The 25,897-nt window shown below is 42.7% G+C and carries 22 protein-coding genes; 11 read left to right on the plus strand and 11 right to left on the minus strand.

Annotated elements, in window-relative coordinates:
* Positions 1-7: 7 nt before the first annotated feature.
* The 4 genes from ACOJR9_RS00045 to ACOJR9_RS00060 all read right to left on the minus strand — a co-directional run bounded on the left by ACOJR9_RS00045 (position 8) and on the right by ACOJR9_RS00060 (position 6,181).
* The gene (locus tag ACOJR9_RS00045; RefSeq protein ID WP_420934414.1) at positions 8-1,159 is read right to left on the minus strand and encodes a restriction endonuclease subunit S; all 1,152 of its coding nucleotides are present in this window, start codon (positions 1,157-1,159) and stop codon (positions 8-10) included.
* On the minus strand, positions 1,152-2,789 hold the full coding sequence (locus tag ACOJR9_RS00050; RefSeq protein ID WP_420934415.1) for an HsdM family class I SAM-dependent methyltransferase: 1,638 nt from the start codon (positions 2,787-2,789) through the stop codon (positions 1,152-1,154). The genes ACOJR9_RS00045 and ACOJR9_RS00050 overlap by 8 nt, the downstream gene beginning before the upstream one ends.
* Before the next feature lie 62 nt (positions 2,790-2,851).
* On the minus strand, positions 2,852-5,965 hold the full coding sequence (locus ACOJR9_RS00055; protein WP_420934416.1) for a type I restriction endonuclease subunit R: 3,114 nt from the start codon (positions 5,963-5,965) through the stop codon (positions 2,852-2,854).
* A 12-nt stretch (positions 5,966-5,977) separates the two neighbouring features.
* On the minus strand, positions 5,978-6,181 hold the full coding sequence (locus ACOJR9_RS00060; protein WP_420934417.1) for a helix-turn-helix domain-containing protein: 204 nt from the start codon (positions 6,179-6,181) through the stop codon (positions 5,978-5,980).
* 503 nt (positions 6,182-6,684) lie between these two features.
* On the opposite strand from ACOJR9_RS00060, the gene ACOJR9_RS00065 reads away from it, so the two are divergent.
* From ACOJR9_RS00065 to ACOJR9_RS00110, 10 genes are all read left to right on the plus strand, one after another.
* Positions 6,685-7,062 (plus strand): helix-turn-helix domain-containing protein, encoded by a 378-nt coding sequence (locus tag ACOJR9_RS00065; RefSeq protein ID WP_420934418.1) that lies wholly within the window; start codon positions 6,685-6,687, stop codon positions 7,060-7,062.
* Positions 7,063-7,229: 167 nt separating this feature from the next.
* Positions 7,230-7,976, plus strand: a complete 747-nt coding sequence (locus tag ACOJR9_RS00070; RefSeq protein WP_420934419.1) for a TnsA endonuclease N-terminal domain-containing protein — start codon at positions 7,230-7,232, stop codon at positions 7,974-7,976.
* Complete coding sequence (locus ACOJR9_RS00075) at positions 7,930-9,858, plus strand: Mu transposase C-terminal domain-containing protein (RefSeq protein ID WP_420934420.1); 1,929 nt, start codon at positions 7,930-7,932, stop codon at positions 9,856-9,858. The genes ACOJR9_RS00070 and ACOJR9_RS00075 overlap by 47 nt, the downstream gene beginning before the upstream one ends.
* A complete protein-coding gene (locus ACOJR9_RS00080; RefSeq protein WP_420934421.1) occupies positions 9,858-10,832 on the plus strand; it encodes a TniB family NTP-binding protein in 975 nt (324 codons plus the stop codon). The genes ACOJR9_RS00075 and ACOJR9_RS00080 overlap by 1 nt, the downstream gene beginning before the upstream one ends.
* Positions 10,829-12,670, plus strand: coding sequence for a TniQ family protein (locus ACOJR9_RS00085; RefSeq protein ID WP_420934422.1), 1,842 nt, complete (start codon positions 10,829-10,831; stop codon positions 12,668-12,670). Before ACOJR9_RS00080 ends, ACOJR9_RS00085 begins: the two co-directional genes overlap by 4 nt.
* Before the next feature lie 402 nt (positions 12,671-13,072).
* Complete coding sequence (locus ACOJR9_RS00090) at positions 13,073-13,402, plus strand: hypothetical protein (protein WP_420934423.1); 330 nt, start codon at positions 13,073-13,075, stop codon at positions 13,400-13,402.
* Between the two features lie 137 nt (positions 13,403-13,539).
* Positions 13,540-14,019 carry a hypothetical protein gene (locus ACOJR9_RS00095; protein WP_420934424.1) on the plus strand — a complete coding sequence of 160 codons (480 nt, stop codon included), beginning with the start codon at positions 13,540-13,542 and terminating at the stop codon, positions 14,017-14,019.
* A 111-nt stretch (positions 14,020-14,130) separates the two neighbouring features.
* On the plus strand, positions 14,131-15,120 hold the full coding sequence (locus tag ACOJR9_RS00100; RefSeq protein ID WP_420934425.1) for a hypothetical protein: 990 nt from the start codon (positions 14,131-14,133) through the stop codon (positions 15,118-15,120).
* Between the two features lie 75 nt (positions 15,121-15,195).
* Positions 15,196-15,873 carry a hypothetical protein gene (locus ACOJR9_RS00105; protein ID WP_420934426.1) on the plus strand — a complete coding sequence of 226 codons (678 nt, stop codon included), beginning with the start codon at positions 15,196-15,198 and terminating at the stop codon, positions 15,871-15,873.
* Between the two features lie 457 nt (positions 15,874-16,330).
* Positions 16,331-18,226, plus strand: coding sequence for a hypothetical protein (locus ACOJR9_RS00110; RefSeq protein WP_420934427.1), 1,896 nt, complete (start codon positions 16,331-16,333; stop codon positions 18,224-18,226).
* A gap of 366 nt (positions 18,227-18,592) precedes the next feature.
* Here the strand turns inward: ACOJR9_RS00110 and ACOJR9_RS00115 are convergent, their stop codons facing one another.
* From ACOJR9_RS00115 to glyQ, 3 genes are all read right to left on the minus strand, one after another.
* A complete protein-coding gene (locus tag ACOJR9_RS00115) occupies positions 18,593-19,051 on the minus strand; it encodes a hypothetical protein (protein WP_420934428.1) in 459 nt (152 codons plus the stop codon).
* A gap of 82 nt (positions 19,052-19,133) precedes the next feature.
* The gene (gene glyS / locus ACOJR9_RS00120) at positions 19,134-21,212 is read right to left on the minus strand and encodes a glycine--tRNA ligase subunit beta (protein ID WP_420934429.1); all 2,079 of its coding nucleotides are present in this window, start codon (positions 21,210-21,212) and stop codon (positions 19,134-19,136) included.
* A gap of 2 nt (positions 21,213-21,214) precedes the next feature.
* Positions 21,215-22,120, minus strand: coding sequence for a glycine--tRNA ligase subunit alpha (gene glyQ, locus ACOJR9_RS00125; RefSeq protein ID WP_420934430.1), 906 nt, complete (start codon positions 22,118-22,120; stop codon positions 21,215-21,217).
* A gap of 132 nt (positions 22,121-22,252) precedes the next feature.
* Here glyQ and ACOJR9_RS00130 point away from each other — a divergent pair, with 132 nt between their 5' ends.
* The gene (locus ACOJR9_RS00130) at positions 22,253-22,849 is read left to right on the plus strand and encodes a DNA-3-methyladenine glycosylase I (protein WP_420934431.1); all 597 of its coding nucleotides are present in this window, start codon (positions 22,253-22,255) and stop codon (positions 22,847-22,849) included.
* A gap of 223 nt (positions 22,850-23,072) precedes the next feature.
* Here the strand turns inward: ACOJR9_RS00130 and ACOJR9_RS00135 are convergent, their stop codons facing one another.
* From ACOJR9_RS00135 to ACOJR9_RS00150, 4 genes are all read right to left on the minus strand, one after another.
* Positions 23,073-23,525, minus strand: coding sequence for a DUF2489 domain-containing protein (locus tag ACOJR9_RS00135; protein ID WP_420934432.1), 453 nt, complete (start codon positions 23,523-23,525; stop codon positions 23,073-23,075).
* 14 nt (positions 23,526-23,539) lie between these two features.
* Positions 23,540-24,046, minus strand: coding sequence for a Der GTPase-activating protein YihI (gene yihI / locus ACOJR9_RS00140; RefSeq protein WP_420934433.1), 507 nt, complete (start codon positions 24,044-24,046; stop codon positions 23,540-23,542).
* Between the two features lie 53 nt (positions 24,047-24,099).
* Entirely contained in the window at positions 24,100-24,666 is a 567-nt protein-coding gene (locus ACOJR9_RS00145) for a class I SAM-dependent methyltransferase (protein ID WP_420934434.1), read from the minus strand.
* 460 nt (positions 24,667-25,126) lie between these two features.
* Positions 25,127-25,750, minus strand: coding sequence for a c-type cytochrome (locus tag ACOJR9_RS00150; protein ID WP_420934435.1), 624 nt, complete (start codon positions 25,748-25,750; stop codon positions 25,127-25,129).
* Positions 25,751-25,897: the final 147 nt, after the last annotated feature.

Genomic DNA, 25,897 nt, shown 5'->3' on the forward strand with positions numbered 1-25,897 from the left:
GCATTGTTTATCTAACCGTTACTTGGCCGTTCATTAGCATGGGGAGGAGCCAATCTCGAAGACTAGCAAGCTCTCTATTCTCAAAGCTTCGCTCAAATATCATTTTGTTGTAATTCGTGACAACGTCATCATACTTCTTGAGTAGATCTAGCGTTGGATAGGCTAGCGTTAGTGAGTGCAAGTCGTTTTTTGTAATGGAACCGAAGGTAGTGCCTTCAGAGTTTCGACGTTCAAAAATCTGTTTGAAATACTTCATCACGTAAAACAAAAACCCATCAGACCCTGTTTTGCTATTCAACGCAGCTAAACCCCGTCCAATGCAACAATCTGTGTTTGCGATATTAATATCTCCGACTGGCGCGCGAACGCTCAACAGAATATCGCCTTTCATAGCCATGCGACTCGGAGCTGTTGTGTATTGTCGAGTGGTAGGAAATAACCAGCCAAAGTCTGTGGAGCCTTGATAGAAAATGGTCCCAACACCTTCATCGTTATAGGAGATTCCCTCTGGAGATTGCCCCATCGTAATGTTCGCAATTTGAGATAGCGTTTTGTCGCTCCACCCCTCCGGTATTTCCCGCTTTAGGGTTGGGTTGAAGTCCATTTTGCCGCCAGAGGTTTTGTAGGGTTTGCCGTTTGCGTCGGGGAAGTCAAACTGTACAAACCAGTAGTCGTACAGGGTTTTTGCCATGGCTTCCAGCTCGGCGTTGATGCGGTTGTTGAGTTCGATTTTTTTGTCGATTGCAGTTAATACATTTGCGATTTCTGTTTGTTCGTTACCCGTAATATCGCGGAAGTGAATGCCTGTAAGAATTGGCATCGTCAAAAATTTCGTCTGAGAGCCCTGAGACTTTTCCCGCAATCTCTTCAATTCGAGTTTTAGTGCGTAATAGACATAATCGATATCGAAGCCTTCTTTGGCCGTTAGAATATAAGTGCGCTGATAAGCATTGAACTTTCCTTTATAACGACTTACATGAAAGTTACCTCGTGCATTGTTACCAGCTACAAGCACGACATCATCATCAAATGCAAAGTGATCGATCTGGTCAGGATATTCGGCACATGTAAAAAATGGATATTTTCCGCCTGAAACAGCTTGATTAGCGTCTAGTTTTCCTGTTGATATATTGCAAGCAAGGCCTATTGTTTTATCCATGAAACTTCAACCCCTCCAACTGCTTTTTAATCTCAGTTTCCAATTCACGTGACTGGCTAAATAAGCTATCTAAATTACTGGTAAAGCCCTGCATCTTTTCAGCAAACTGTTCTGGGGTAATATCGACATATTCGATTTTGACATCAAAGTACTGACCTGCACTTAGCGAATAATTCTTCGATTCGATGTCGTCATAACTCACCGCTACGGAAAAATCTTCTACTGCTTGTTTAGCGTTAAACACATCAATAATTTGTTGTTCTTCTTCTGGCGTTAATACAGTTTTTTGGTTTTTGCCGTCTTTGACTTTTTCGCCCAAGTTTGAGGCATCTACTAGTACCACGTCGCCTTTATTGCTGGCGTCGATAAACAGAATAGATACGTTGGTGCCGGTGGTGGCGAAAATATTCGATGGCATGGACACAACGCCCGCGAGTATTTTGTTTTTTACCAAATGTTCACGGATTCTTTTATCGATACCCGATTGTGCGGTTATAAAACCGGTCGGAACGACTACCGCAGCTTTGCCAGTTTGTTTAAGAGAGTGAATGATGTGTTGCAAGAACAATTGATAGATTTCCATCTTGTCCTTGTCTTTAGGCTTTATTTTGGGAATGCCGGCAAAGAAACGTTCTTTGTTTTCTTTGCTATCTAACTCATCTCTAAAGTCGCTGAAATCTAGCTTAAACGGCGGGTTAGAGACGATGTAATCAAAGCGTTTTAACTCTTTACCATCCTTATGATAAGGATGCTGCACGGTATTACCCTGAATTACATTCGGAATTGAGTGCACCAAATTGTTTAAGATCAGGTTTAAACGCAGTAAGTTGGATGACTTTTGTGAAATATCCTGGGTGTAAATGCTACAGCGGTTTTCTCCAATGGCATGCGCCACGTTCATAAGCAACGTACCTGAACCTGCTGATGGGTCGTAACAACTGACATTGCGTACTGTACCACGTTGCTCTTTCGGCACTAAAATTTCCGCCATAATGCGTGCTACCGCGTGGGGGGTAAAGTACTCGGCGTATTTGCCGCCAGAATTGCTGTTGTAGTCTTTTATTAGGTATTCAAAGATGGTGGCGTAGAAGTCGAATTTTTGCGTAAATATACGCTCAAAACTGAACTCCACCAGTTTATTGATGATGGCGCGGCAGAAGGCATCGCGTTTAGAGTCGTCAGCAATATATTGGCTTATGCGGTCGAACAGCACCACTTTTGCGCCGCCATCGGTTTTTACCGCGAATACATCGTTATTGCTGATGGCAATGTCGATCAAGGTATCGTCAAACAGCTTGGCAAAATCCGGTGCGTTTTGTTGGCTAAACAGGTAGCTAATAAAGTGCTGCGGTTTTAAACGAGCCGTATCGCCGCCCATTTGAAGTTGCAGCATGTCGAGGTCGTCTTCGCTCATGTCTGCGAGGGCTTCTTCCCATTTTTCGGCTTTGGCGATGTTGTCGTCGAGCTTTTTCGCTTCAAAGGCGAATTTGTCGTTTAAAAACTTATACAAAAAAGTTTGGGTAATGATTTTAAATTCGTTACCGTCGTTACCTAACCCGTAGTTGGCACAGATGCTTTTTAAGCTATCAATCAGGGCTTTAGTTTTTTGCTGAAATTCTAATTCAACCATTTTAACGTTTACTTCCTAATAGGTTTTATCGACGCTCATTGTTGGCAGTGAATCATTAGCCACTACCACGTCTGGCTGCCAGTATTAAATTCTTTTAAATATTCCGCGACGATCAGATGGTTAATGTAACGTGAAGCGTCAGCGTTGAGTTTGATTTGCTGCTCTTTCATAAAGCGACCAATCACCAGCGGCATCATTTGACGCTCAAAGTAGCTTTCGTTATCCAACACCTGGCTATTGTTGAGCACTTGCTCGTCTGCATCTTGTTTTACGCCAGCTAATGCCTCGAAAATTTTTCGCTCTGACTCGCTGATGTCGCTTTGGCTTTGCTGACGCTCTTGCAAGCGCTTATGAATACGCGTGTATTTGGCATCACCTAAGTACTTTTGCCGCAATTGGTTGTTTTGGCGGTTGAGCTCTTTGACTCGGTCGTGAATTTTATTTAACGCGTCGATATTGGCAACCATTTCATCTTGAGTCACTTCGCTGAGGTTCTTCTTCTTAAACAGGCGCTCTAACTCTTCTTTTAAGCTGATAAACTGCGGATCTTGCTGGTCAAAGTTGCTGGCTAGTGCTTCGCGCGTTTGGCGCAGAGTGTTTTTCAGTTTGTCGGCCAGCACCAGCTCTTCCTCGCCGATTTTTACAAACTTGAAGATCACATCTTCTAAGGCGCGGTTGAGCAAGTTGCTGGTATCTTCGCCGCTTTCTAAGTCGTTTTTGAGATTGAGTAAGTCCAAGTGATTACTGGTTTCACGATACAACACATTAAGCTTGGCAAAATCCAGTTCATCGAGAAAGTCATACTCGCCTTGCAAACGGATCAAGTTATACAAGCTGCGAGCATCGGCTAAAGCTTTTTTGAGCGCCAGTACGGTATCGCGGTCTTGTATTTGGCTGATCTGGTTGCAGAACTCTTCCATGTTGTCGGTATCAAAACGGAACAGCACGTCTTTGATGTGTTCGATTTCTTGTTTGATCTCTTCCTGAGATTTAAACAGGTGAGAATAGTGCTCCATTTCGTCGCCGAGCTCCGCCTGTAACTCGTCGAAATAGGCTTTATTGGTGGCATCAAACTCTTTGCGGATATCGGCAAAATCGACCACATAGCCGTAGCGGAAATCTTTGTAAGTGCGGTTCACTCGGGTGAGCGCTTGCAGCAAGTTGTGCTTGCGGATCACTCGGCCAAGGTAGAGCTTTTTCAGGCGCTTGGCGTCAAAACCGGTGAGTAGCATGTTGTACACAAACAAAAAGTCGATTTTGCCTGCTTTGAAGTCTTCTACCCAGTTTTTACGTTCTTCTTTGGTGCCAATGTCGTGCAGGATTAGGGCGGCGTTTTTTACCTTTTGCGCTTGTTTAACCGACTCGGCATAACTGGTTAGCGCAGGCTCAGCAACTTCGAGTAGCTGACTATTTGAATTGGATGTTTGTGGCAGTATAGGCGTTTCGGCATAAACGCCATTAAAAATGTCAAACATCTGCTTGGCTTGATCTGAGCTGTCGCAAATGACCAGGCCACCAATGGTTGTATCGTTTAATGCGCCACGGCTTTTTTCAAAGTCGTTTACGATGTAAGTCAGCATGGGCTCAACAAAGCTTGGGTGGGCGTAAATCAGCTTGCGATCCACATCGCCCATTTTAACTTCGGCTTCTTCGAGGGCTTTTTGCAGTTCAATTTTGTATTGTGTGCTGATCTCCTCACGAATGAGCCGCAAGGTGTAGCCGTCGGCAATGGACGCGTTGTAGTAGTACTTGTGAATGTAATCACCGAACAAGGCGCGTGAGTTGTAGTCATCCCCCAATAGCGGCGTACCGGTTAAGCCTATTTTTATGGCGTTGCTGTCCGACTGGCTCAAGTTGGCCAAAAAACTGCCCTTGGGGTTATAGCTGCGGTGTACTTCGTCTAAAAAGTACACGCGCTGTATCGTTACGTTATAGTCTTTGGTGCTAACTACATCAGGGTCATCTTTAAACTTTTGAATATTCACCACAGTGATTTCTGGCTTGCCAGAATGGTTGTGGATCACCTGTGTGGCTTTGATGTCACGGGTAAAGGCATCCCTTGAGTTGATCGTGTGTACGGTTAAACCACGGGCGGTAAATTCACGCTGTGCTTGTTGCAGTAGATCTAGGCGGTCAACAATAAAGTAAAACTTTGGAATGACCTGATGCTTTTGAAAGTAGTCGGTTAAAAAGCGTACGTTGTAAAACGTTAGGGCGGTTTTTCCACTGCCTTGGGTGTGCCAAATTATGCCTTTTTTAACGCCTTCGCTGAGCTTTTGCTCAATGGCTTTGGTGGCAAACAACTGCGGGTAACGCATGATGTGTTTTTGTAGTCCGTCTGACTCGGACACATACGCCAATGCGTAACGCAAAATAAAGGCTAAGCGCTCACGGTTGAGTAAAGAGGTACAAATGCGGTTGGTTGGGCGCTCGGGTTGCTTGTTGGTCTGGAACTCTGGGTTACTGCGGATCACTTCCAGATTATTGTCTTTTAAGACTTTTAGCTCGTTATCATCCGATACGGGCTTCAGCAAGGCGGTTAAGTTTAAGATTTCTTCTTCGCGGAAATAGTTAAATACCGGCTTATGGTAAGAGCTACTGGCATAGAAGGCACCTTGCACGGGTTCAGGATCGCCGTCGTCGTACTCCATGTTATTAGAGAAAATCATAAACTGGGTGATGTTGGCAAAACGCTTGAACTTAGGGTTTTGAAAGCGTTTGTTGATGCGGTCGCGCTCGGCCAGAATGCCTTCGCGGTTATTGGGCTTTTTCACCTCAATAAACACCAGCGGCATACCATTGATAAGCAGTGTGATATCGGGGCGAAACTCTTCATCGCCGTTTTGACACGTTAGCTCGGTGACAACATGGAAGGTGTTGTTATTAAAGTTTTCAAAGTCAATCAACTTGGTATTTGAACGCTCAGACAGGCGCTCAAAGAAAGCTCTTCCCAGATCTTCATTATCAAGCAGTAGTTTTACATCTTCTAACAGTCGACCAGCTTCAGCTTCTTCAATACCTGGGTTAATTTTGCTGATAGCGGTTTTAAATAATTCAGGGAAAATATTGGTATCTAGATCCCAGCTTTGCCCCTTGAGTGATAGGTATTGGTAGCCTAGGCGCATTAAATGCAAAATAGCCGGAATTTTTACGCGAGAATCTTCATTAAATTTCATAACATTCCTTGTTTATTGAGGTGTCATCTCAAGTAAGTCACCAACCTCGCATTCAAACAACTGACAGAGTTTTTCAATCGCTTCCAAATCAACTTTCTGGGCAGTTTCTTTGTAAAGTAACGTGACTGTAGCTCGACTTAACCCTGTTTCTCTGGCTACATCGGCAATACGCATCTTGTGCTCGCCCATCATTCGGGCGAGATGACAGCGGATCATGGCTCTGCCTCTGTTGTGTGGGTTGTACATTACCAAAGAGCATATCACGATTTTAATATTTAATTAGCATCTTGTAAGTTGAAGTTACATTATGCATGGTTGGCTATCAGAATAACCTCGATGTTCCAAAACAAAGATATCATCTGCTAGAAAAAAAATTAGTGTGTATATTTTTATTGCTAACGAAATGTCTTTCTTTAGCTTGACCGGTAACGTGTTTAAAAAAATCTGTACTGTTGTCCTTTTATCTCGCTTGCGAATGCATGGCAGTAGCTGCGCGGTCTGTAATCAATTCTGTACTAACTGCGACAACTCCTATATCCCTTTCAGACACCACCCAAATCATTCCTAAGTTTGAGTCTCACCGAGTGAATTTAGGTGTGTATGTTAATATACACATTATCCTTATATTTCAGTGGGTTATGAAAATATTTATTGCGGTGCCAATCATTACCAATATAATGTGCGTAAATTAAACTACGTTATCAGTTGAAGACGCGCCCTTGACACCTTTTTCCAGAACACTTGAAACACTCCGACGCGATAAGGGCTTTAGTCAAACAGATTTGGCTTCGATGGTGGGGGTTCGTGCAAACTACATAAGCTCGCTTGAAAATAGCCGCAAGTTACCTTCCGAAGCGCTCCTGGAAAAAATTATTGATTGTCTTCGTTTAAATCAAAACGACACTGAACGACTGAAAAACGACCTTGAACTTAGCCGTTTTAGCCTAAAAGCGCCTATTAATGCATCAAGGGAAGAGTTTGAACTGTTGTATATGATGAAAGACTACGTTGGCAATCTCACGTCGAGCCAAATACAGATAATGAAAATAGCATTGAAAATACAAGACGAATTCAAATTAGAGAGAGGTATTCGATGAAGAACTAGCAGGACCGACTGGAAGCCGGCCCGACTAGAGTTAGCAAGTACATAATACTTCCTGTGGCAAGCAAGATTATGTACCGCCTTTCTCTCGTCGTCAAATCCCTGTTTCCAGCATTACATTAACCAGTAATTAATCATTGCCTTATTTGGTAAGGGATAAGCATGCAAAAAAATAATGATTTTGCGGTGACGGCAACGTTACAGCTTGCGTCGAGAGTGCACGCAAGAAAAGGCGCGTACCTCAGAGCGAGAGAGCCTGTGACTCGCTCAAAAGGTCGCGTTGTCGGCTACTACGCCTCTTGGAAGAACAAAAAGCCCATCGCTTGGGAGTCACAGCTAGAAAGAGACGCCTGTGCGCTGTTTGAGTTTTCAAAAGGAATAGTGGCCTATTTGGAACAGCCTGAAGCCTTTGAAATACAAGATGAAGGTACCTCATTCAGGTATACACCAGACTTTAAGCTTAGTTTCAGGTGTGGAGGAGAGGCATACGTCGAAATCAAGCCGGAAGAGAAGCTAAATGACACTGGTTTAAAAAGTAAATTAGCGAAGTGCTCAGCGTTCTTCCGACATGAGAAAAACGCCGATTTCTTCGTTCTTACGGAGAAAGAGATACGCGTAACTAACTTCCAAACTAATCTCACCATATTAAAGCACTACAGCAAATTAACGCTCAGTAATGTCGAAATAAACGGCATGAAAGAGTGGCTAAAGGAAAAGCGTAAAGCGCCAATTTTTGCCCTTTCAAAGATGCTTGGCTCATCGCTTAAGGCTTTTGCATTCATTGCACACGGGCATGCTCAAGTCGACCTAACTCAACCCCTGTCTGAAACGTCAATAACATTTACTAATGAGGAGAACAGCGATGAAAGTATCATCTTTTCATGCCGGTACGCACCTGACTTTAAATAGCAAAACCTTCAAAATCATTCGCAAGGTACAAAACAAGATTTTCTTGGAGAATACCGATGACTTGAGCGTGATTGCTCAACCCGTTGAAGAATTATTGCAACGACACGCTAAGGGAGAATTGAGCCTGATAGGTGTCAATGCTCGTCGTCCTCATGGCGCTAGGTTCAGCAAAGACTTGCAATCTTTGGATCCAGAGCACAGAGAAATCGTCTATTACCGACTGAGTTTTATAAGCAAAGCCATCAACGTGCTTGGGAAACAGCCTACGACAGTTGGCCTTCAGAGTGTGATTTCTGGGGTAGGTCAAGCCCTCGACTTAAAAACGCTCCCAACCATAGATTCAGTGTATAGATGGTGGAAAAGGTATCACCGCTCCGGTGGCGATATTATGTCACTGCAAAAAAGGAAGCCAGGAAAAGGGGGTATACGTCGCTTTAGTTCAATAATCACGGATGAAATTCAAACGATTATTGAAGAGGAATATTTCTCGAACAATAGGCCCCCACCATCTCACGTATATCGGCTACTCGAACATAAAGTAGAACTTCTCAACAGGCTGAGACCGTCGCCACTTAAATTCCCGTCGAGGGCCCAGTTTTACAGAATAATTAAAGGACTTGACCAATACCAAACGATGCTACATCGACAAGGTATAAAAGCCGCTGACAAGCATTTTCGCTTAACGGGAGCTGGACCATCAGTAAGAATGATTTTGGAGCGAGTAGAAGTAGATCACTCGCCTATCGACGCCTTATTAGTTGATGATGTAACCGGCGTTGTTTTAGGGCGGCCTACGCTCACATTGCTAATTGATGTGTACTCTCGAATGATACTTGGGATTTACATCGGGTTTGAGCCACCCTCTCTCGTGGCTGTGATGAGGGCTTTGCGACATGCGATCCTGCCAAAAGATAATGCTGCTTCTTACTTACAAGACGTGACCGGAGAATGGCCAGCGTTCGGTATTCCAATGAACCTTATTTGTGACAATGGTTCAGAATTCCACGCAGAGACACTTAAACGACTGTGTGCAGAACTGGATATCAATCTTCAGTTTTGCCCAAAGGCTGAGGCTGGGTACAAAGGCACGGTGGAAAGACTGGTGGGAACCATTAATAGAGAAGTTTGCCACCGTTTACCAGGAACGACATTTGGCTCAATAGAGGAAAGAGGGGACTATAAATCTGATGAATACGCCTGTGTGACTGAAAAGGAACTCAAAAATTTTATATGCCGTTGGATTGTTGATATCTACCACAACCGAGTCCACACAAAGACAAAAAGGACGCCTCTTGCCATGTGGAACGAGGGACTTCAGTCTGTGTCCCCGATATTACCCGAAAGTGAAACCGCACTGGCGTTTTGTATGACCCATGAGGAAAAAAGGCATTTGACTCACAAAGGCATTGAGATTTTCAGCATGTTTTACAATTCGGCAGACTTGCGAGCCTTACGATGCAGAAAACAGGACAACTATGATGTCATTGTGCGTGCCGATCCTGAAGATTTAGGTCGAATATGGGTCTTCGACGATAAAAATGGAGACTACATTTGTGTTCCCAGCATCACGCCCGAGTACGCAACGGGGTTATCCCTCAGACAACACAAGCATATAAGAAAGCATCTTATCGACAAGGGACTGGGTGAACAGAACAAAAAAGCAGTCTTAGAGCATATTTACAGACTGAACGAAGATATTAAGTCGCTCAAATCGAACCGGTTGCAAAGGAAACGCAGAAAGGCGGCTCAACTTACGCAAACTAATCAAAATAGCCCTCGCCAAGAGGACCAGCAATCCGCACCACTCGAAGACATTGTGTTTGACAGTTTTGAGTCATTTGATGTCTTTCAATTCGCTTCGGCTACCTTGGAGGATGCGTAATGAAACCCAGCGAAGCGATCATTTTTAAGCATATTGCCAAAACCAAAAACACTATTGTCGTTCATCCGTCATATCAAAAGGCTTCTGAACAAATTGAAAAAGCGTTGCGGGCGAAAATTGCTGCGAACGTGAGTAAAAATATCTTGTGCCTTGGCGATCCGGGCACAGGTAAAACGACACTCAAAAATCACCTGAAGGCCAAATACCTACCGATAAACGATTCTGTGTGTATCACGCAGCCTCTTGTGTGCGTAGAAACGCCGTCCAAACCCACTGTAAAAAGCATGGCCGAAACGATTTTAGTAGAGCTTGACGACCCCAATTTCTATCGCGGCACTGCAACACAAAAAACCAATAGGATTAAAGAGCTGTTTAAAGAAAAGAAAGTGATGATGCTTATCGTGGATGAGCTTCAACATTTTGTTGATCACTGCGGACCTTCTACAGCAAAAGAGGTCTCAGATTGGCTTAAATCGCTTATGGAGGATTCAAAAGTCTGTTTCGTTTTGATGGGGCTGAAAAGAAGCATAACGCTACTTTCGATAAACACGCAGCTGCAACGGCGGTTTAGCCAAAAGGTGTACCTACCTCCTTTTTCAATCACCGATCCGGAAAGCACCAAAATTTTTGGTGGTGTGATTTTGCAGTTAGAACAAAGCTTGGCGACCGCAAGCCCGCTTGAGTTATCTCAGGACTTAGTAAAACGATTTTATTTTGCGACGATGGGGATTATTGACTACGTCACCAAGATATTGATCACGGCGTATGAAATCGCAATGGAAAAGGGGCATGAAGGGCTATCGAGAGATACCCTGGCGTTAGCTTTCAACGAAGCCATTTGGCAAGAATGCGAACATTCTAAAAATCCCTTTAGTAATAAATTTAATTGGGAATTGCTGGATAAACCGAACATGCCTTTTTACGATGCGGTAGAACGTGATTCCGTGCGACAAACCAAGGGGGGCTTCAAATGATGTTGAAAAAGCCCCCTATACACCCGCCGATAGAGGCTGGCGAATCCCCGCTGTTTTATCTTAAACGGCTTGCTTTGTTAAACCACTATGATTCACATACTTGGCTGTACAAAAATGCTGAAGATAGGGTTTCAAGAAATTTGAGTCAGCTCGTCAATTACCTTGCCGAAGAGGATTGGACAAAACATGCTGAGCAGGATGAAACAGCACTTCGCATCTTCCAGTTAGAGAATTTCCATTTAGTAAAAAATGCCAGGTTTTGTCCTATTTGTGTCAGCGAAGATAAAAAATGGAGAGCCACTTGGCACCTTAAAGCCTCGGTAACATGTGTAAAACATGAGGTTAATTTGGTGGATGTTTGCACATCATGTGGTGCAGACACAGACCTCTTCAAAGCTAAACTTCACGAGTGTGTTTGTGGTGCACCGTACGGTGAGCAAAGTATTGTTAGGGCATCGAAACAGCTACTAGAACTTCAGCGGTTTATTGAGGACGGTGCTGTACCTGAACAAAACAGAGAGCAGCTTATGCCGACTGACCATGGGTTAACTCTTGAGGAACGAGTATCGCTAGTAAGCTTGTTCTCGCGGCTTACACCAAACCACGATGTTAAAAAAACAGGTACCAGTACAAAATTAAATAGTATGCAACAAGCACTCGATGCCCTCCAGGATGTCGCTCGCGGTTTGCTTGGGGGCAAGGCAATGTTTATTGCATTACTTGATGTTTTGCAAAAGATGGGCGGCAAAGGTCACCGAGTTGACCAACTCACCATGTTTTACCGGTCGTTCTATAAGGAAGCAAAAAAGGCGTGCTTTCAGCGGTATAAAGACGTTTTGGAAGCAGAAATTACGGAACGTAGTGTCTATGCGACGAAGAGAAATAGCTTGTTTAGTGAGGAGACAATCAATGGCAACGTTTGGCTCCCTTTGAAGGTCGCATCTAGAGAGTATTCGGTTGCAGCATCCAAACTCCGGCTTGCGACAAAAGAGGGATTAATCGCTTGTAACAGACAGAAAAAAGGCGGAAGAACCTTTTCACTGATATACCGTCCCCATTTAGAAGCGCGTCTCAGCTTCTTAATGCAACAACTCAATGCAACAGAAGCGGCAATTTTACTGGGTGTGACGAAATCACAAATGCAGCTAATGTGTAACAGCGGAGTGTTCTTAACCGCTATTCCGCCAGAGCCTGGGCGGTGCGCACATTGGCGGATTGCAAAAAGTGAAATAATCGAATACTTGAAAAGTCTTACGCCAAAGAAAGTTAAGTTGATGCCTAAGTCGATTCTGCTACCTGTTGCCATGAAAAAATACGGTGGTGATATACCCGATTTATTTTTAACTATTCTGCAAGAATGCAGAGCTGGCAACCTATTGTCTCATTTAGACGATGAGGCATTAGGTATAAGAGGACTGGCACTTTGTCATCGTGAGTTAATCAGTCTCATTAAAAGGATAACCCCAGCCCACCACCTTTCAGCCACGAAAATGGCGGGCAAATTGCAATTACATCCTGAGTTCATGTCGCAGTTAGTAAAGCATAAGCTCATAAAGAGCTGCGAGACTGACAACAACTCTGACGAGAGAGTGATTCCGATAGAGTTTGCCCACAAGTTTAAGGCGCGATTTGTTATAGGGGCGAAACTGGCCGAAGTCCTTGAGATGAGCCCCAGGCATTTGTATCGACACTTGGCAGAGCTCGGTATCATGCCCTTTGACCATGATAAAAACTATAAGCTTAGGAGTAAGATGTATCAGAGGTATCAGTTTGTGAATATACCGATGATATACACCTACGTTAGAGACCACCTTGATTGGGAAAATGCAGGGGTATAGCTGATTTTTAAATCGTAAGGCTGCGATGTCGGTGTTTCCCCAGATCACATATCCCGAGTATTTCATTTGGCTATGATGCGTGTCTAAGATTGAAACGTTTGAAGAGCTCTGGGTGTTGCCCGCCTCGCTGATACAAAGAATCATGCTAGGCGTGGCAAGACGATAAGTAAACGGCAACTGCACTTGTTCTTAAGTATGAGTTTAGCCGCAACCTGCTGTTTCAGAGTCCGTTTACTCTCTATGAGGATGGTCAAAAAATACCGGCCAGTCAAAGCAGATTTTTTGTGTCCACTCCCATGAAAACATAGGACATAGCTTTTCATCGGAAACGAGTGTTAGTATGACAACTTGAGAGCAAGATGTTATGGGCTCGATTTTTAGACAACAAAGGAGTGTGATTCGATGAAGTTTTTTCTTCCATACGCCAGAGATAAAAACGAAGCATTAAGTGTATTAGCTGCAACTGCGGAATTTATTGGAAATCCGGTGCCTAAAACCAGCGAAATGATATATACGGTTCATTATGTACATAATAACATTAGTATGGTTGCAACCGTTGGCGAGGACATCAATCAGTATTACAAAGAAGCTAAACCAACTGTGATTGCAATATTTCCTCCGCATCAAAATGGCGCTCCGATCAAGATTTGTCTTGCAGACCGAGGTGTAGCGGGAGGTACCCCAATTTTTGTTGATGGAAAAAGTCAGTATATAACTTTTGAAAAGGATTAGATTTCATTTGTTATGGTTGTTAACAGAGCGCATATGACAAGGTCAGTCAGCTATGCCTACTTCGTAGGCTGGTCCTCAAACCTGTTGCTAGGTTTTTCGACCGTTGCTTGCAGAGTAGGCCTTTCTCGGAGGAATGGATGGATAAGCGGACCATATTTGCTTTTATAATAACTTTTTTATTTTTGACTGCTGTAGGCGTATATTGCTTTACTAATTTTAAACAGCTCGTCTCCTTACAACCGAACGAAGTTGGTGATTTAATTGCGGGTATAGGCTCAATATTGGCTCTTTTCTGGTTGATATTTGGGTATTTTCAACAAGGGCAGGAGCTCAAAGAAAACACAATAGCTTTAAAACAGCAAGAAGCGCAGTTGCAAGAGCAAGCAAAACAAACCAAAGAGCTCGCTATTTTTGCTAAGGCTCAAGCAGATGCAATGAGGTCATTAGCGAAAGCTACAGAACAATCTGTTGGTCACGATAAATCTCTTGCCATGTATACAAAAGCATCCAACGAGTTATCTAAAAAACTAATTCAAGCATCAGAGAAACATGCAAAGGCAACAACAGATTTAGTTAAATCGATTAATGGTGCTGCGGCAAAAATACAGCGCAGGTGAAAACAAAGAATCCAAATAGGCAGGATGCTAGGCCAGGACTCCCGACACTTAGTTCCTTACGCTAGCACACGTTATTGCCCCTAGTCAGGGGATCTAAGTGTCCAAGGAGATATGATGGACTTCGAGGTAACCAATCAGAAAAACGAATATTTATTTTCAGGTTCGGAGAGTGCTTATCTTGCTGGACTAGTGGAAGCATTAGGTTTTTTAGAAACGCATCTAACAAAGAAACAGAAAATACGCTTGTTTAAAGATCTTCAAGTTGAAGGTTCAACTTTTGATGAGGCAAAGTATCTCCAAGCTGCATGTGAAACATCAATTGCAGCCTACTTGGCGCGAACATATACCGATAGTTTTGTCTATGAACCAAAAATAAATCCTCCAAAAGATGTTGATTGTGGTTTTGAGCTGAACGGAAAAACCTACAATATTGAAGTTAAATGTCCAGACTTTTCAAAAAAGAATGAAATCGATAGTTCAAATACCTTCAAGATAGGCGCGTTTGGAAGAATTATTGATTTTGAGGATGTGGTATCAAATCTAAAAGATGTGTTTGATCCTGAAAATAATCCGGCAGCAGACCCTGATAAGCCACTTGTGATACAGCAGCACATGGATAACAAGTTAAAAGATTACCTTGTATCTGCTCACAGCAAGTTTAAAGAATCGACAGGGCCAAGCGAATTGAATGTGCTTGTAGTCTGCTGTGCTGATTGGACTGATATGCAGAAGTGGTTTTTCTACCTGTATGGTCATCAGGGGTTGTTTACCAATGAGTCATTCTATTCATTTGTAGAGTATAAGAATGTTGACGTAGTTATGCTGACAAATTTGTATCACCGTCACCATGACTATCAGCGCAAGGATAAAGTTGAGAATCATTGGGACTTCTCAAAGTCATTTAATCTTGTATTTTCTAACCCTCTGAGAAAACAGGATAAAAAAGAAATAATTTGGGAGTTCGTCGATGCAGTTCCTAATCATTCAAGGCAGTTAATGAATTACAAGGTTAAGAACGGATTAGATTACATGCACATACCTCACTATGTTTGCGAGGAACTTTTGGCGAAAGGGTTGTACTATTTCCAACCAAACACTTAGCATGCACAACTCTGAAACAAAACTTCCGCTGCGCATCAGAGTTTCGGGTGATGCGGGCGTTAAGCGAACTATAAGATGATTAGCCCTGAACAATACATATTCCAGTCTGAGCATGCAGTTGAAGGCATGTTTGACCTTCTTAATCACTATTCTGAATTGATAAAAATGAGCTTCCCTCCGGTACAGGTAATTCGTCATAATGGCCGCGACGGAGAGTTTGAAAAGAAATATGAGGCTTGGAGGTCTAGGCCTGAAATTCAGCAAGAATTTGAAATTGCCGAGTATGCTCGTGAGGAATACCGAGCCAGCCTTTTTTCTATGCATGTCATCTCAGGTTCGATTTTGCAGATAGCTTGTAAAGCAATAGAACTTTATTCAAATAACCTTGAATGCGACGACTCATTTGCGTACCTTTTCGAGGGCTGCAAGTCAAAATTAAAAGCAAGGTTAGTCAAGTTTGCTATTGGCAGAAAGGTTAGAAGCGTCCCTATAGGCCTTATCATTTATGCGGGGCGTAACCAGTACAACCATTTTGATACTCAAGATGGTCTAAAAAATATTGTAAACATCAATGTCTTTAATGCATTGGCTACGAACCACGAATATGGTGATTTTCTCGACCCGCCATTTGATCTCGATAACGAATCAATCATTTCATATTCATCAAATATTCGGTCAATCTTGGAGTGGAACAACTACTCAAAATATATTACTGATATGAAGAATCTTCTCGGTATCGAGCAACATGCTTGATAAAGCCAATCAGGTGTAAAAAACGCCGTCTCGTTCTGTTTTTCTTTCAATGCTATAGGCGTTTACATCTCAAAAACTAACACGGTTATAAATATGGAAGACAGTTCATTGATAGGGACTTTAACTAATACATTGAAGGAGCTCTGTAGAGCCCTTGGTGTCGCAGGTGCGGTCATTAGCGTAATGTTAGTAATTTATTATTGCTTTAGCATTAACCTTTATCCGTTGGAGTTAACTATAGCCGATCTAAAACACAAACCTCCAGAAAAGTATGCGATAGCGTTTTGAACAAAAAAATCTGCTGCGTATTTCGGTGAATCCGATCGGCCGTTTCCCCACTGTGTTAAGATACTTGACGTTCTAAACATCGAGCTGCATTGTACGTTTCACTTTATTTTCATAATCTATACCCACGCTAAATACAGATAAACATATTTTTGGACATGGAGAGCTTAATATGATCACTTCGCCCGCTGAACTATGGAAAAGTTTGTGCTCCAGTGCTGGCTTGGAGTTGAGGCTGAGTAAAGGAAAGCCTGGTAGGGACGCCGATATTGAAGAGTCTTTGAGACTTGCGTTAGATGTGCCGGATAGTGCTTTGTCCCTCGAGGTATGGTTGGAAGAGGACGCTCTTTTACCAAAACCGTCTATTAGTACTGAGACACTTCTTGTTGAGATACTAAAAAGTCAGAATGGATTTGCGCAAATGATGCAGGATATTCTTGACGTATTGATTGAAGCAAACGCTGTTAGTGCATCAAATCAACTTAGTGTTGAATTTAAATTTGATGATGTCAGCGATCCTTTAAAAGCTACACTCGAGCAATTTCGAGCAACAGTACTTCGAACTAGAAATGTCCTAGAAAAGCGACCAAAACTTCCAGGTTCCGATCTACGCTGGTCACTTTTCAAGACATTAAGAAACTATATTCCCAATGATTTCAGTGGTGAGCGACCAAAAGGCTTCCCTCCAGTGGAGTCAATAAATAAGACTGGGCATCAAGGTATCGACGCTCAGTTAAATACCATTGTGGAACTGGTATCTGCGGTGAGGGGAATTTGGGGTAAACATGGGGAAACACGTTCACAAGTATTTGAAACAGCCCGCAAGAGTGATTTCCGAGACGAACTTTTAAGTCTATGCCGCGATGCAACGGACTTTTGGGACATAGGTGTTTTGCAAGGAGTTCAGGCGATATCAGCGCAACTAAATTCTGGGCAACAAGATCATGAAGAAATCTTCGCAACATTAGACAATCAACTCAGCAGAGTTGAGTGGTCATATAATTGGGTCTCTCGCACATTTGATGAACTTCTCGATATTTTAAATTTACCAGCATGGAAGCGCCGGCATGAACTTTATTCGGTCTGGATTGGTACGCGGTTGCTGGTTGTTGTGCAAAGTGTAGCTCCTGAAATACGCTACCACACAGTAAATGATGTCCTCTCATTCGCATTTGGTGGGAGTCGTCTGGCTACATTTAATTGGAACGACAAACAGTATGATGTATGGGCTGAATTGCGTTCTTCATTAGTTGGCAAGAGCCCGAAGCGAAAGAAAGGTATACAGCCCGATTTTAGGATATTACAAGTCGATATCTCTAAGTCGATCGCTTCACAAACAATATATGTTCTTGAATGCAAACACTACCTGAGTGTAAACAAAACGAACTTTACACAAGCAGTAAAAGATTATGCAACTAGTTGCCCACAAGCAAATGTCCAGCTTATCAATCATGGCCCAGCAGATGAAAGTGCGCTGAAAGAGAAGTTACCTGACGAACTTCAACAACGTGCTAGTTTCATAGGAGATGCAACGCCACTACGAGAGTGTTCAAAAAAAGTTGTCACTGACTCAATTAAAAAAGTTCTTTTCCCTGAACTACCCTCGCAAATACCAGAGGTAGATCAAGTATCAGACAATAATTTAGACGTAGCTGGTAGTACAAATTCAGGTGGTTATATAGAGATTGATTGGGATGATACTCTTTCTGACATAGACCTCTCATTACAAGTACAAAATTTAAGTGGGGATATTTTAGATACAGTCGACTTTCGTAACCATGGCTCATTAGATAGTGCACCTTTTGCTCGTTTAAAAAATGATGTGAGAACTGGACCAGGAAAGGAGCGTATTGATATCAGCAGATGGTCATTTGACGTTTATAGGGTGTTAGTAACGAATTATTCCGAAGTTGGTGTAATGACACCGAGTTCATTGAGCTGCAAAATCAACGTTGGTGATGAGCAGGTATTGTTGAAATTTCCGCCGACGCATAACGGTAAATCGCGAGAGTGGCAGGCGGCAGAGATAGTTATTTGTAATGGGAGTGCTCGGATAAAAGCACTCTGAGCTAGTACATCCGAGTATGTTGTTCCTCTGATTTTTCTGACAACACCTTTGGCGACAAGTATCTGATAAGGAATTTAGAAGCAATTATGAGAATCTTTGTCGAATTTAGAAGAGATTATGAGAATTTCAGATTCTGAAAAATTCTCATAATTCGCGCAACGCCTTTAAAAACAGGTGTTCTTTTTTGCAAGGATTATGAGATCCCACATTTAGCCTAGTCAAAGGCCTACAACGACGCCTGCATGGAGTCAGCAATTTCAGCTGTAAATGACGTAAAACAAAAAGGCGATTTAATAAATCGCCTTTTTTCGTGAAGCTAGTTAAACAGCTAAGCTGATGAAAAGAAATGCTCGTGCGAGATTTCAGCTATAACTTAGTAACTTTTAATACCACTTCCTTCAAGCCTGCACTATGAATAGCAAATCGGTAGGTACCGGTAGATGATGGAGTGAATTGAAGGTTCTCTGAGCCTTGCTCACAGGCTAAGTAAACTGTTGTGCCTAACATCACAGGTTGACCTTTATACTTGCCTCCACAGCTTTGTGAAGGCGTCCAGTTAGCATCAGACAACCTGAAGTCGTAAGGCTGCCCATCTGCAATTAACTCAACATCAACTGACCACGCTGCTTCATTGTTATCAACGCCTTTACGGGTAAATTTATAGCTAGGGTCGGCTTCCCACCAATTAAAAACCCCTCTGAGATACATATTCTCAAACTCTATAGCAGGTGATGAAGATGGGAGCTTTGGAATGCTAAATCCACCTTTACTAGAACACGCTGAGAGTGAAAGACAACACAATAAAACTGACAATAACTTTTTCACTAATACTCCAGATATAAAAAAACCCAACAGAGTCGGGCTTTTAATTTCACTTTACAAGATATTGCTATCTCATAAATTTAGCCTAAGACTTCGCAAGTATAGAAATATCTGCGGTAGTAAGGAAAAGTTGCCTTAAAAGCGTCAACAGCGCAAGTCTGTTTTTCTTAACCGCTTCGTCTTCTGCCATAACCATAACGTTATCGAAGAAATCATCAATAGCGACACGTAGCGTTGCAAGAGTTGTAAGAATTGCCGTGTAATCTTGCGAGCCGAGCGCTTCATTCACTCTCTTTTCTGACTCAGTCAGTGCTTCAAATAACGCTTGTTCTGGTGTTTCTGAAAGAAGGGCATCATTAATGTGTACTGTAGCGTCAATATCGACATGTTGCTTTGCTAGAATATTCGCTACGCGTTTATTTGCTGCCGCTAAAGCCTCAGATTCATCTAACGATTTAAATAGAGCTACGGCATTAATTCGCGCAAGATAGTCAGCTGGCTTAGTAGGGCGTCTTGCCGCGACTGACTGAATAACATCAATCGCTATCTGTTTATCCTGAAGTAACGCTATAAAACGACCAAGAACAAAATCTACAACCTGTGATTGTGTTTTGTCATTTGAAAGTTTTTTGCCATAAACTTCAATTGATTTCGTTACCAGGGTAGTTAAATCAAGTGGAAGTGATAAGTCAGTGATAATTCGCAGTACACCAATGGCCGCGCGACGAAGGGCAAATGGGTCTTTGTCACCTTTAGGCAGCTGACCAATACCAAATATACCAACTAGCGTATCTAGCTTATCAGCAAGGGCTACCGAGGCGCTGACGCCGTTACTCGGAAGAGTATCACCGGCGAAACGAGGCATATACTGCTCATACAGGGCTTGTGCAACGTCAGAGTGCTCATTGTCGTTTAAGGCATAGTATTTACCCATTACGCCTTGTACGTCTGGAAATTCCATAACCATGTTAGACATAAGGTCTGCTTTAGCTAGCAGTCCGGCACGAGTCGCATGTGCTTCGTCTGCATTTATTTGTGCTGCAATAAAGCCAGACAGCACAGAGATGCGCTCTGATTTTTCTTTAAGTGTGCCGAGCTGCTTTTGAAATAGCACAGTGCTTAGGCTGTCGAGACGGCTCTCTAAGGATACTTTTCTATCGCTGTTATAGAAGAACTCAGCATCAGCTAGGCGAGGGCGGATAACCTTTTCATTGCCTGAAATGACCTGAATAGGATCGCTACTTTTAATATTACTCACAAATAGGAAGGTATTCACCAAGTCGCCATTGGCGTTAAGAAGAGGAACATATTTCTGATCGTCTTTCATCGTATAGATGAGCGCTTCTTTTGGTACCGCAAGGAAGCCCTCGTCAAACTCTGCCTGCATCACCACTGGCCATTCAACAAGTGAAGCAATCTCTTCGAGCAGTGCTTCATCATAGTCAGGCTTTAGGGATAACGCTGCAGCAGCGTCTTCTAACTGTTGACGAGTCTTCGCTTTACGCGCTTCAAAATCTGCAATGACATATTGTGCCTCAAGTGCAGTGGCATAGTTGTCAGCATGGTCAAGTTCGAATCGAGCTTCTCCATGGAAACGGTGGCCTTGAATGGTTCTACTGCTAGCTAAACCAAGAGTATTAATATTGATAACTTCACTGCCATAAAGTACACATAGCGTGTGTACAGGGCGAATGAATTGGGTACTGTGGCTTCCCCAGCGCATTGGCTTTGGAATAGGCAGTTTGCTTACTGCTTGATTGACCAAGCCTTCAAGAAGTGTGCTAACACTTTGACCGGGAACCTGTGCCTTATGCAGCAACCATTCGCCTTTGTCTGTAACCAGACGCTCTGCATCAGCAACGTCAATTCCGTTGCCACGAGCCCAGCCTTGTGCCGCTTTAGTGGGGTTGCCATCTGCATCGAATGCAGCGTTTACCGCAGGGCCTCTTTTTTCAACGACTTTATCTTCTTGACCTTCTGCCAAGTCAGAAACATAAACCGCTAAACGCCTAGGCGCGGCAAACCAGCTTACTGAACCAAAAGGAAGGTTGGCACTGGTAAGTGCTAATTCAAACTGTTGAGCAAATGCTTCACCAAGTGTTTTAAGTGCCTTTGGTGGTAGCTCTTCAGTTCCTAATTCAACTAAACAATTTTCCGTACGCACGCCTATGTCTCCTTGTTGCAAAGCGGAAAGCCTAATGCTTCGCGAGCTTTGTAATAACTTTCTGCACACGCCTTAGCCAGCGCACGTACTCGTAGAATATAACGCTGCCTTTCTGTTACCGATATAGCATGGCGTGCATCCAAAAGGTTAAAGGCATGGGAAGCCTTCATTACCTGCTCGTAAGCCGGTAGAGGAAGATTGTTTTCAATCAAAATTTCGCTCTGCGCCTCACATTCATCAAACGTTCTAAATAATGCTTCTACATTGGCATGTTCAAAATTATACGTTGATTGCTCAACTTCGTTTTGATGGAACACATCTCTGTAGGTCACTTTACCAAGAGGGCCATCTGTCCACACGAGGTCATAAATACTGTCTACGCCCTGCACGTACATGGCTAAACGTTCTAAACCGTAGGTGATCTCACCGGTAACAGGCTTGCACTCGATACCGCCAACTTGTTGGAAGTAGGTAAACTGAGTGACTTCCATACCATTTAGCCACACTTCCCAGCCTAAGCCCCATGCACCAAGTGTTGGTGATTCCCAGTTGTCTTCAACAAAACGAATATCATGTACAAGTGGATCGAAACCTAATTCTTTCAAAGAGCCCAGATACAATTCTTGAATATTATCAGGTGAGGGCTTTAGCATTACCTGGAACTGATAGTAATGCTGCAGGCGATTCGGGTTCTCACCATAGCGACCGTCTGTAGGTCGACGACATGGCTGAACATAAGCGCTGCTCATTGGCTCAGGGCCTAACGAGCGTAAGAATGTCATAGGGTGAAATGTGCCGGCACCCACTTCCATATCTAAAGGCTGAATTATTACGCAGCCTTGACGCGCCCAGTAGTCTTGAAGCGCTAGAATTAACCCTTGAAAGGTTTTAATATCGTATTTCTGCATACATCCGCTGCTTATTAGTTAGCTGTCATAAAAAAAGATGGCTTAGTATACAATTTGTGACGCGGAGTATGTAGGTGTAACGGGTGAAAAAAAGCCGAGAAAGCTGCTATTACAACAAGGATTTAATATTTGATGGCAAGTAACGCAGTGAAGCGGTGTGCGTGGGTGAGTGATGATCCTATTTACCAGGCATATCACGACAATGAATGGGGCGTTCCAGAAACCAATAGTCAGGCGTTATTTGCGAAATTGTGCCTCGACGGCCAACAAGCGGGCTTATCTTGGCTTACTATTCTGAAAAAACAAGAAAACTACGAGCGCGCTTTTTATAATTTTGAGCCAAGCCATATTGCCCAAATGACCGATGACGACTTAGAAAGGTTAATGCACGATACCGGTATTGTGAGAAACAGACTAAAAATCAAGTCTATCATTCGAAATGCAAATGCCTTTTTGGAGATAGAAAAATCACAGCCTTTTAATCAGTATATTTGGCAATTTACAGATGGAAAGACATTGGTGAATAGCTGGCAGTCTCATGATGATATTCCAACATCGACAGAAGAGTCTAAAGCAATGTCAAAAGCATTGAAAAAGGCGGGCTTTAATTTTGTTGGTGAAACTATTTGTTATGCATTTATGCAGGCTGTTGGAATGGTGAACGATCATGAGAAAGGGTGTTATTGTTATGATGCAACCACAAAGCTTGCCATAAAGAGTGTGACGTGAAGGATATGCGGTAATAAGGGAGCTGCATAAGGAATACAGAGGCTTTTTTGTTGGGCAACTCAAAGCTCGAACAAGCAACTAGATATGCAAACATATTCCCTCGGGCACAAAAAAAAGCAGTATACCAATACTGCTTTTTTTTTAGAAGACGCGCTTTCGCTAGTCGGTGAATTGCCAGCTGAGTACTCGTATAGCCGTAACTAAGTAGCTATAAAAAGAATACTCAGGCAATTGACTCACAGTATTGTTTGAGTTTAGGTAACTCATCTAACACTTTCGACTCGTATTCAGATTCTATCTGCTCTCTCGCCTGGTCTTGCTTTCTACGCTCTTGCTTTGACAACTTTTGTCTTGCTTCTAATACGGCAAAACCACTTATCTCGACAAACAAAGCATATGTATGTGGATAGGTTGCTTTAAAATCTGGTGGCTCGTTCAGCGGTAACGCGTTGAGTAAGTTAACAATACGTATAACGCCCTCAGATAAGTCGCACTGCTGCTGCTCCATCGCTTTTGCGATAAGTATCACGCTTTCAGTTATGCTGCTTATACGTGAATTCTTGGCCTTATCCTGTCGAATACCTTGCTGTTTAAGCAAAAAAAGCAATTTACCTGCGTAAACACCAAGGCCTAAAATAACTATTAGTGCTACACCAGTTAGTACTACCCACAGCATTGACATATCCCGTTCTAATTCTTAAAGTCGTCAATCTTAATAGCGTCTAACTCATCAAACGGATCGCTCTCTTCTTCATCGTCTTCATCGACAATACCAAGTAGGTCGCACAGTACGCGATGTCGAGCCATCTTTTGATCAACGTAACGCTGCTGTTCTCTAGTAAGTTTTTTATCTGCATCTAGGTTATCTAACAAATCGGCAAGACGTTGATCTGCTTCTAAGGCGGCAAGCTCTTGTGCGGGCGTAGCATACTTTTTCTTTTCAGTAGGCGTTGGTGCAACACCTTTTGCCTTAACTAATGCAATAGGTTTCTTACTGCCTAAACGCGGATCTTTCTTTTCGCTACTTTTTCCGCCACCTGCTTTGCCTTGCTCTACATTATGGCGACTGCCTGCTGGCTTGCCTTTATGCTTTTTAGGACGTGGAGTATCAGATTTTCGATTTTCGCTAGGCTTAAAGTCTGGATCCTTACGAACGCCGATAAGGCCAACTTTACGGGATTTTTTTGAACGTGACATATATTCCAAATAAAAGAATGGGTAAAAGACTTCTCTATTATAGCGCGAATTGCTTAAAGCTTCCTCATCAAAACGACATCACTACTGGGGAATTTGATATCAAAACCATGACGTCGAGCAAGATAATTAAAGGTACGTTCACTGAAAAAGCTCACATGCGTTGGGTCGTTCTTATAGTGCCACGTTGCAAAACGTTCTTTATCAATCACTCTTTTTGTCATAATAGCCAGAATACCATTAGGATTTAGCATACCCGTTAATATGGCCCATTCTTTTGCGGGGTGGTGGAAGTGTTCTATCGCTTCGGTACAAGTAATGACGTCAAAACTGCGGTTTAATACCTGCTCAAAAGGGGCATAAAAGGGATCGTAGATGTCGACTTCTAATCCATTATCTTCCAGCATTTTGGCAAGTACTGCTGCCGGACCACATCCAAAATCCAAAGCCTTTTCGCCACCACTGAGAAGTGATAATAGAGGATTTATAAGTTTACTTAAAAAATGTTTATAACCTTCATCGTCAAAGCTATTTTCGTGTTTGTCATATTCACTTTTTTCGCTGTATGGATCAGGTAGAAAGTCGGGATGTACAAATACAAGATCACATTCACTGCATTGCAAGTAAGGTCTTTTTTTGTCAGTAAAATAACAAGTTATAGCGGAAGTCGAGCACAGAGGGCATTGCATATGATGTTGATAAAACACTGTGATTAAAATGCTGTAAGGGATATTACCAAAAAAAGGTTCACGGAATAAAAAGAAAAAAAGGTGATGGTTTGCACCATCACCTTATTTTGAATGAGTGTCAGATGACACCTCTCCCGTTATTTACACATCTCTGTGTTTAATGCTTCCCTAGCGGTGCTCCCCTTATTATTTTTTTTAGCAGAGCGCTATTTTTGTTTTTGGCCTTCTTGGCGCTTTATCCAATCTTCCGTGGGGTATTTTATTATTATTGTTGTTATTTCGTCTGTATGTTTACAAAGGCAACAACCAACTAAGCCGTTAGATTACACTAATAATTCTAAAATACAACTTTTCATGTAACAAAAATTTAACAACGAAAGAGGTTTTTTAAAATTTAATGTAAACCGGAAATATAGTTCGCCAATATTTCGATGTCTTCATCCGTTAATTTCATGGCGATATCGCGCATCATGCCATTCATGTCATTATGACGCTGTCCTGAGCGGAACGATTTTAACTGAGACGCAGTGTACGTGGCGTGCTGCCCACTGATATCAGGAAAACCAGCCAATGCCATGCCGTTACCTTGAGGTCCGTGACACGCGATGCAAGCCGTAATACCACGCTCCTCGTCGCCGCCTTGATACATTGCTTTTCCAGCTTCGATGTACTGCTCTGGTGTTTCGCCAGGTGTGGCTTCTTGACGAGAGAAATACGCTGCCAAATCTTCCATATCTTGTGTAGAAAGGGGAGCAGCCATACCGTTCATTACCGCATTGTTACGGCCTTCTTCACCACCTGTCTGGGACGCAAGCTTAAACTCGGTAAGTTGTTTAACAAGGTATTTTTCATGTTGCCCAGCAAGCTTAGGGTTCATGTCAATCATACTATTGCCATCAGGGCCGTGGCAGGCCGCACAGACCGCTGACTTTGCTTTGCCCGCTTCTGCATCGCCTTTTGCTACAGCCGTAGCGCTAAGACCCAGTGACATACAAACCAACAAACACAGTTTTTTCATAAATAATCTCTTAATGGTTCCAACGGCTCACGTTAGATACGTGATATAATCCGTATTTTACACATTTAACGCGTCAGAAAAACCTATTCCATGATAAATCTAAGGGTTTTAGTCTGTTTTAACATTAAAAAGCTGTAAACCAGACGT

This window comes from Alteromonas ulvae (assembly GCF_048987005.1).
Lineage (GTDB): Bacteria > Pseudomonadota > Gammaproteobacteria > Enterobacterales > Alteromonadaceae > Alteromonas.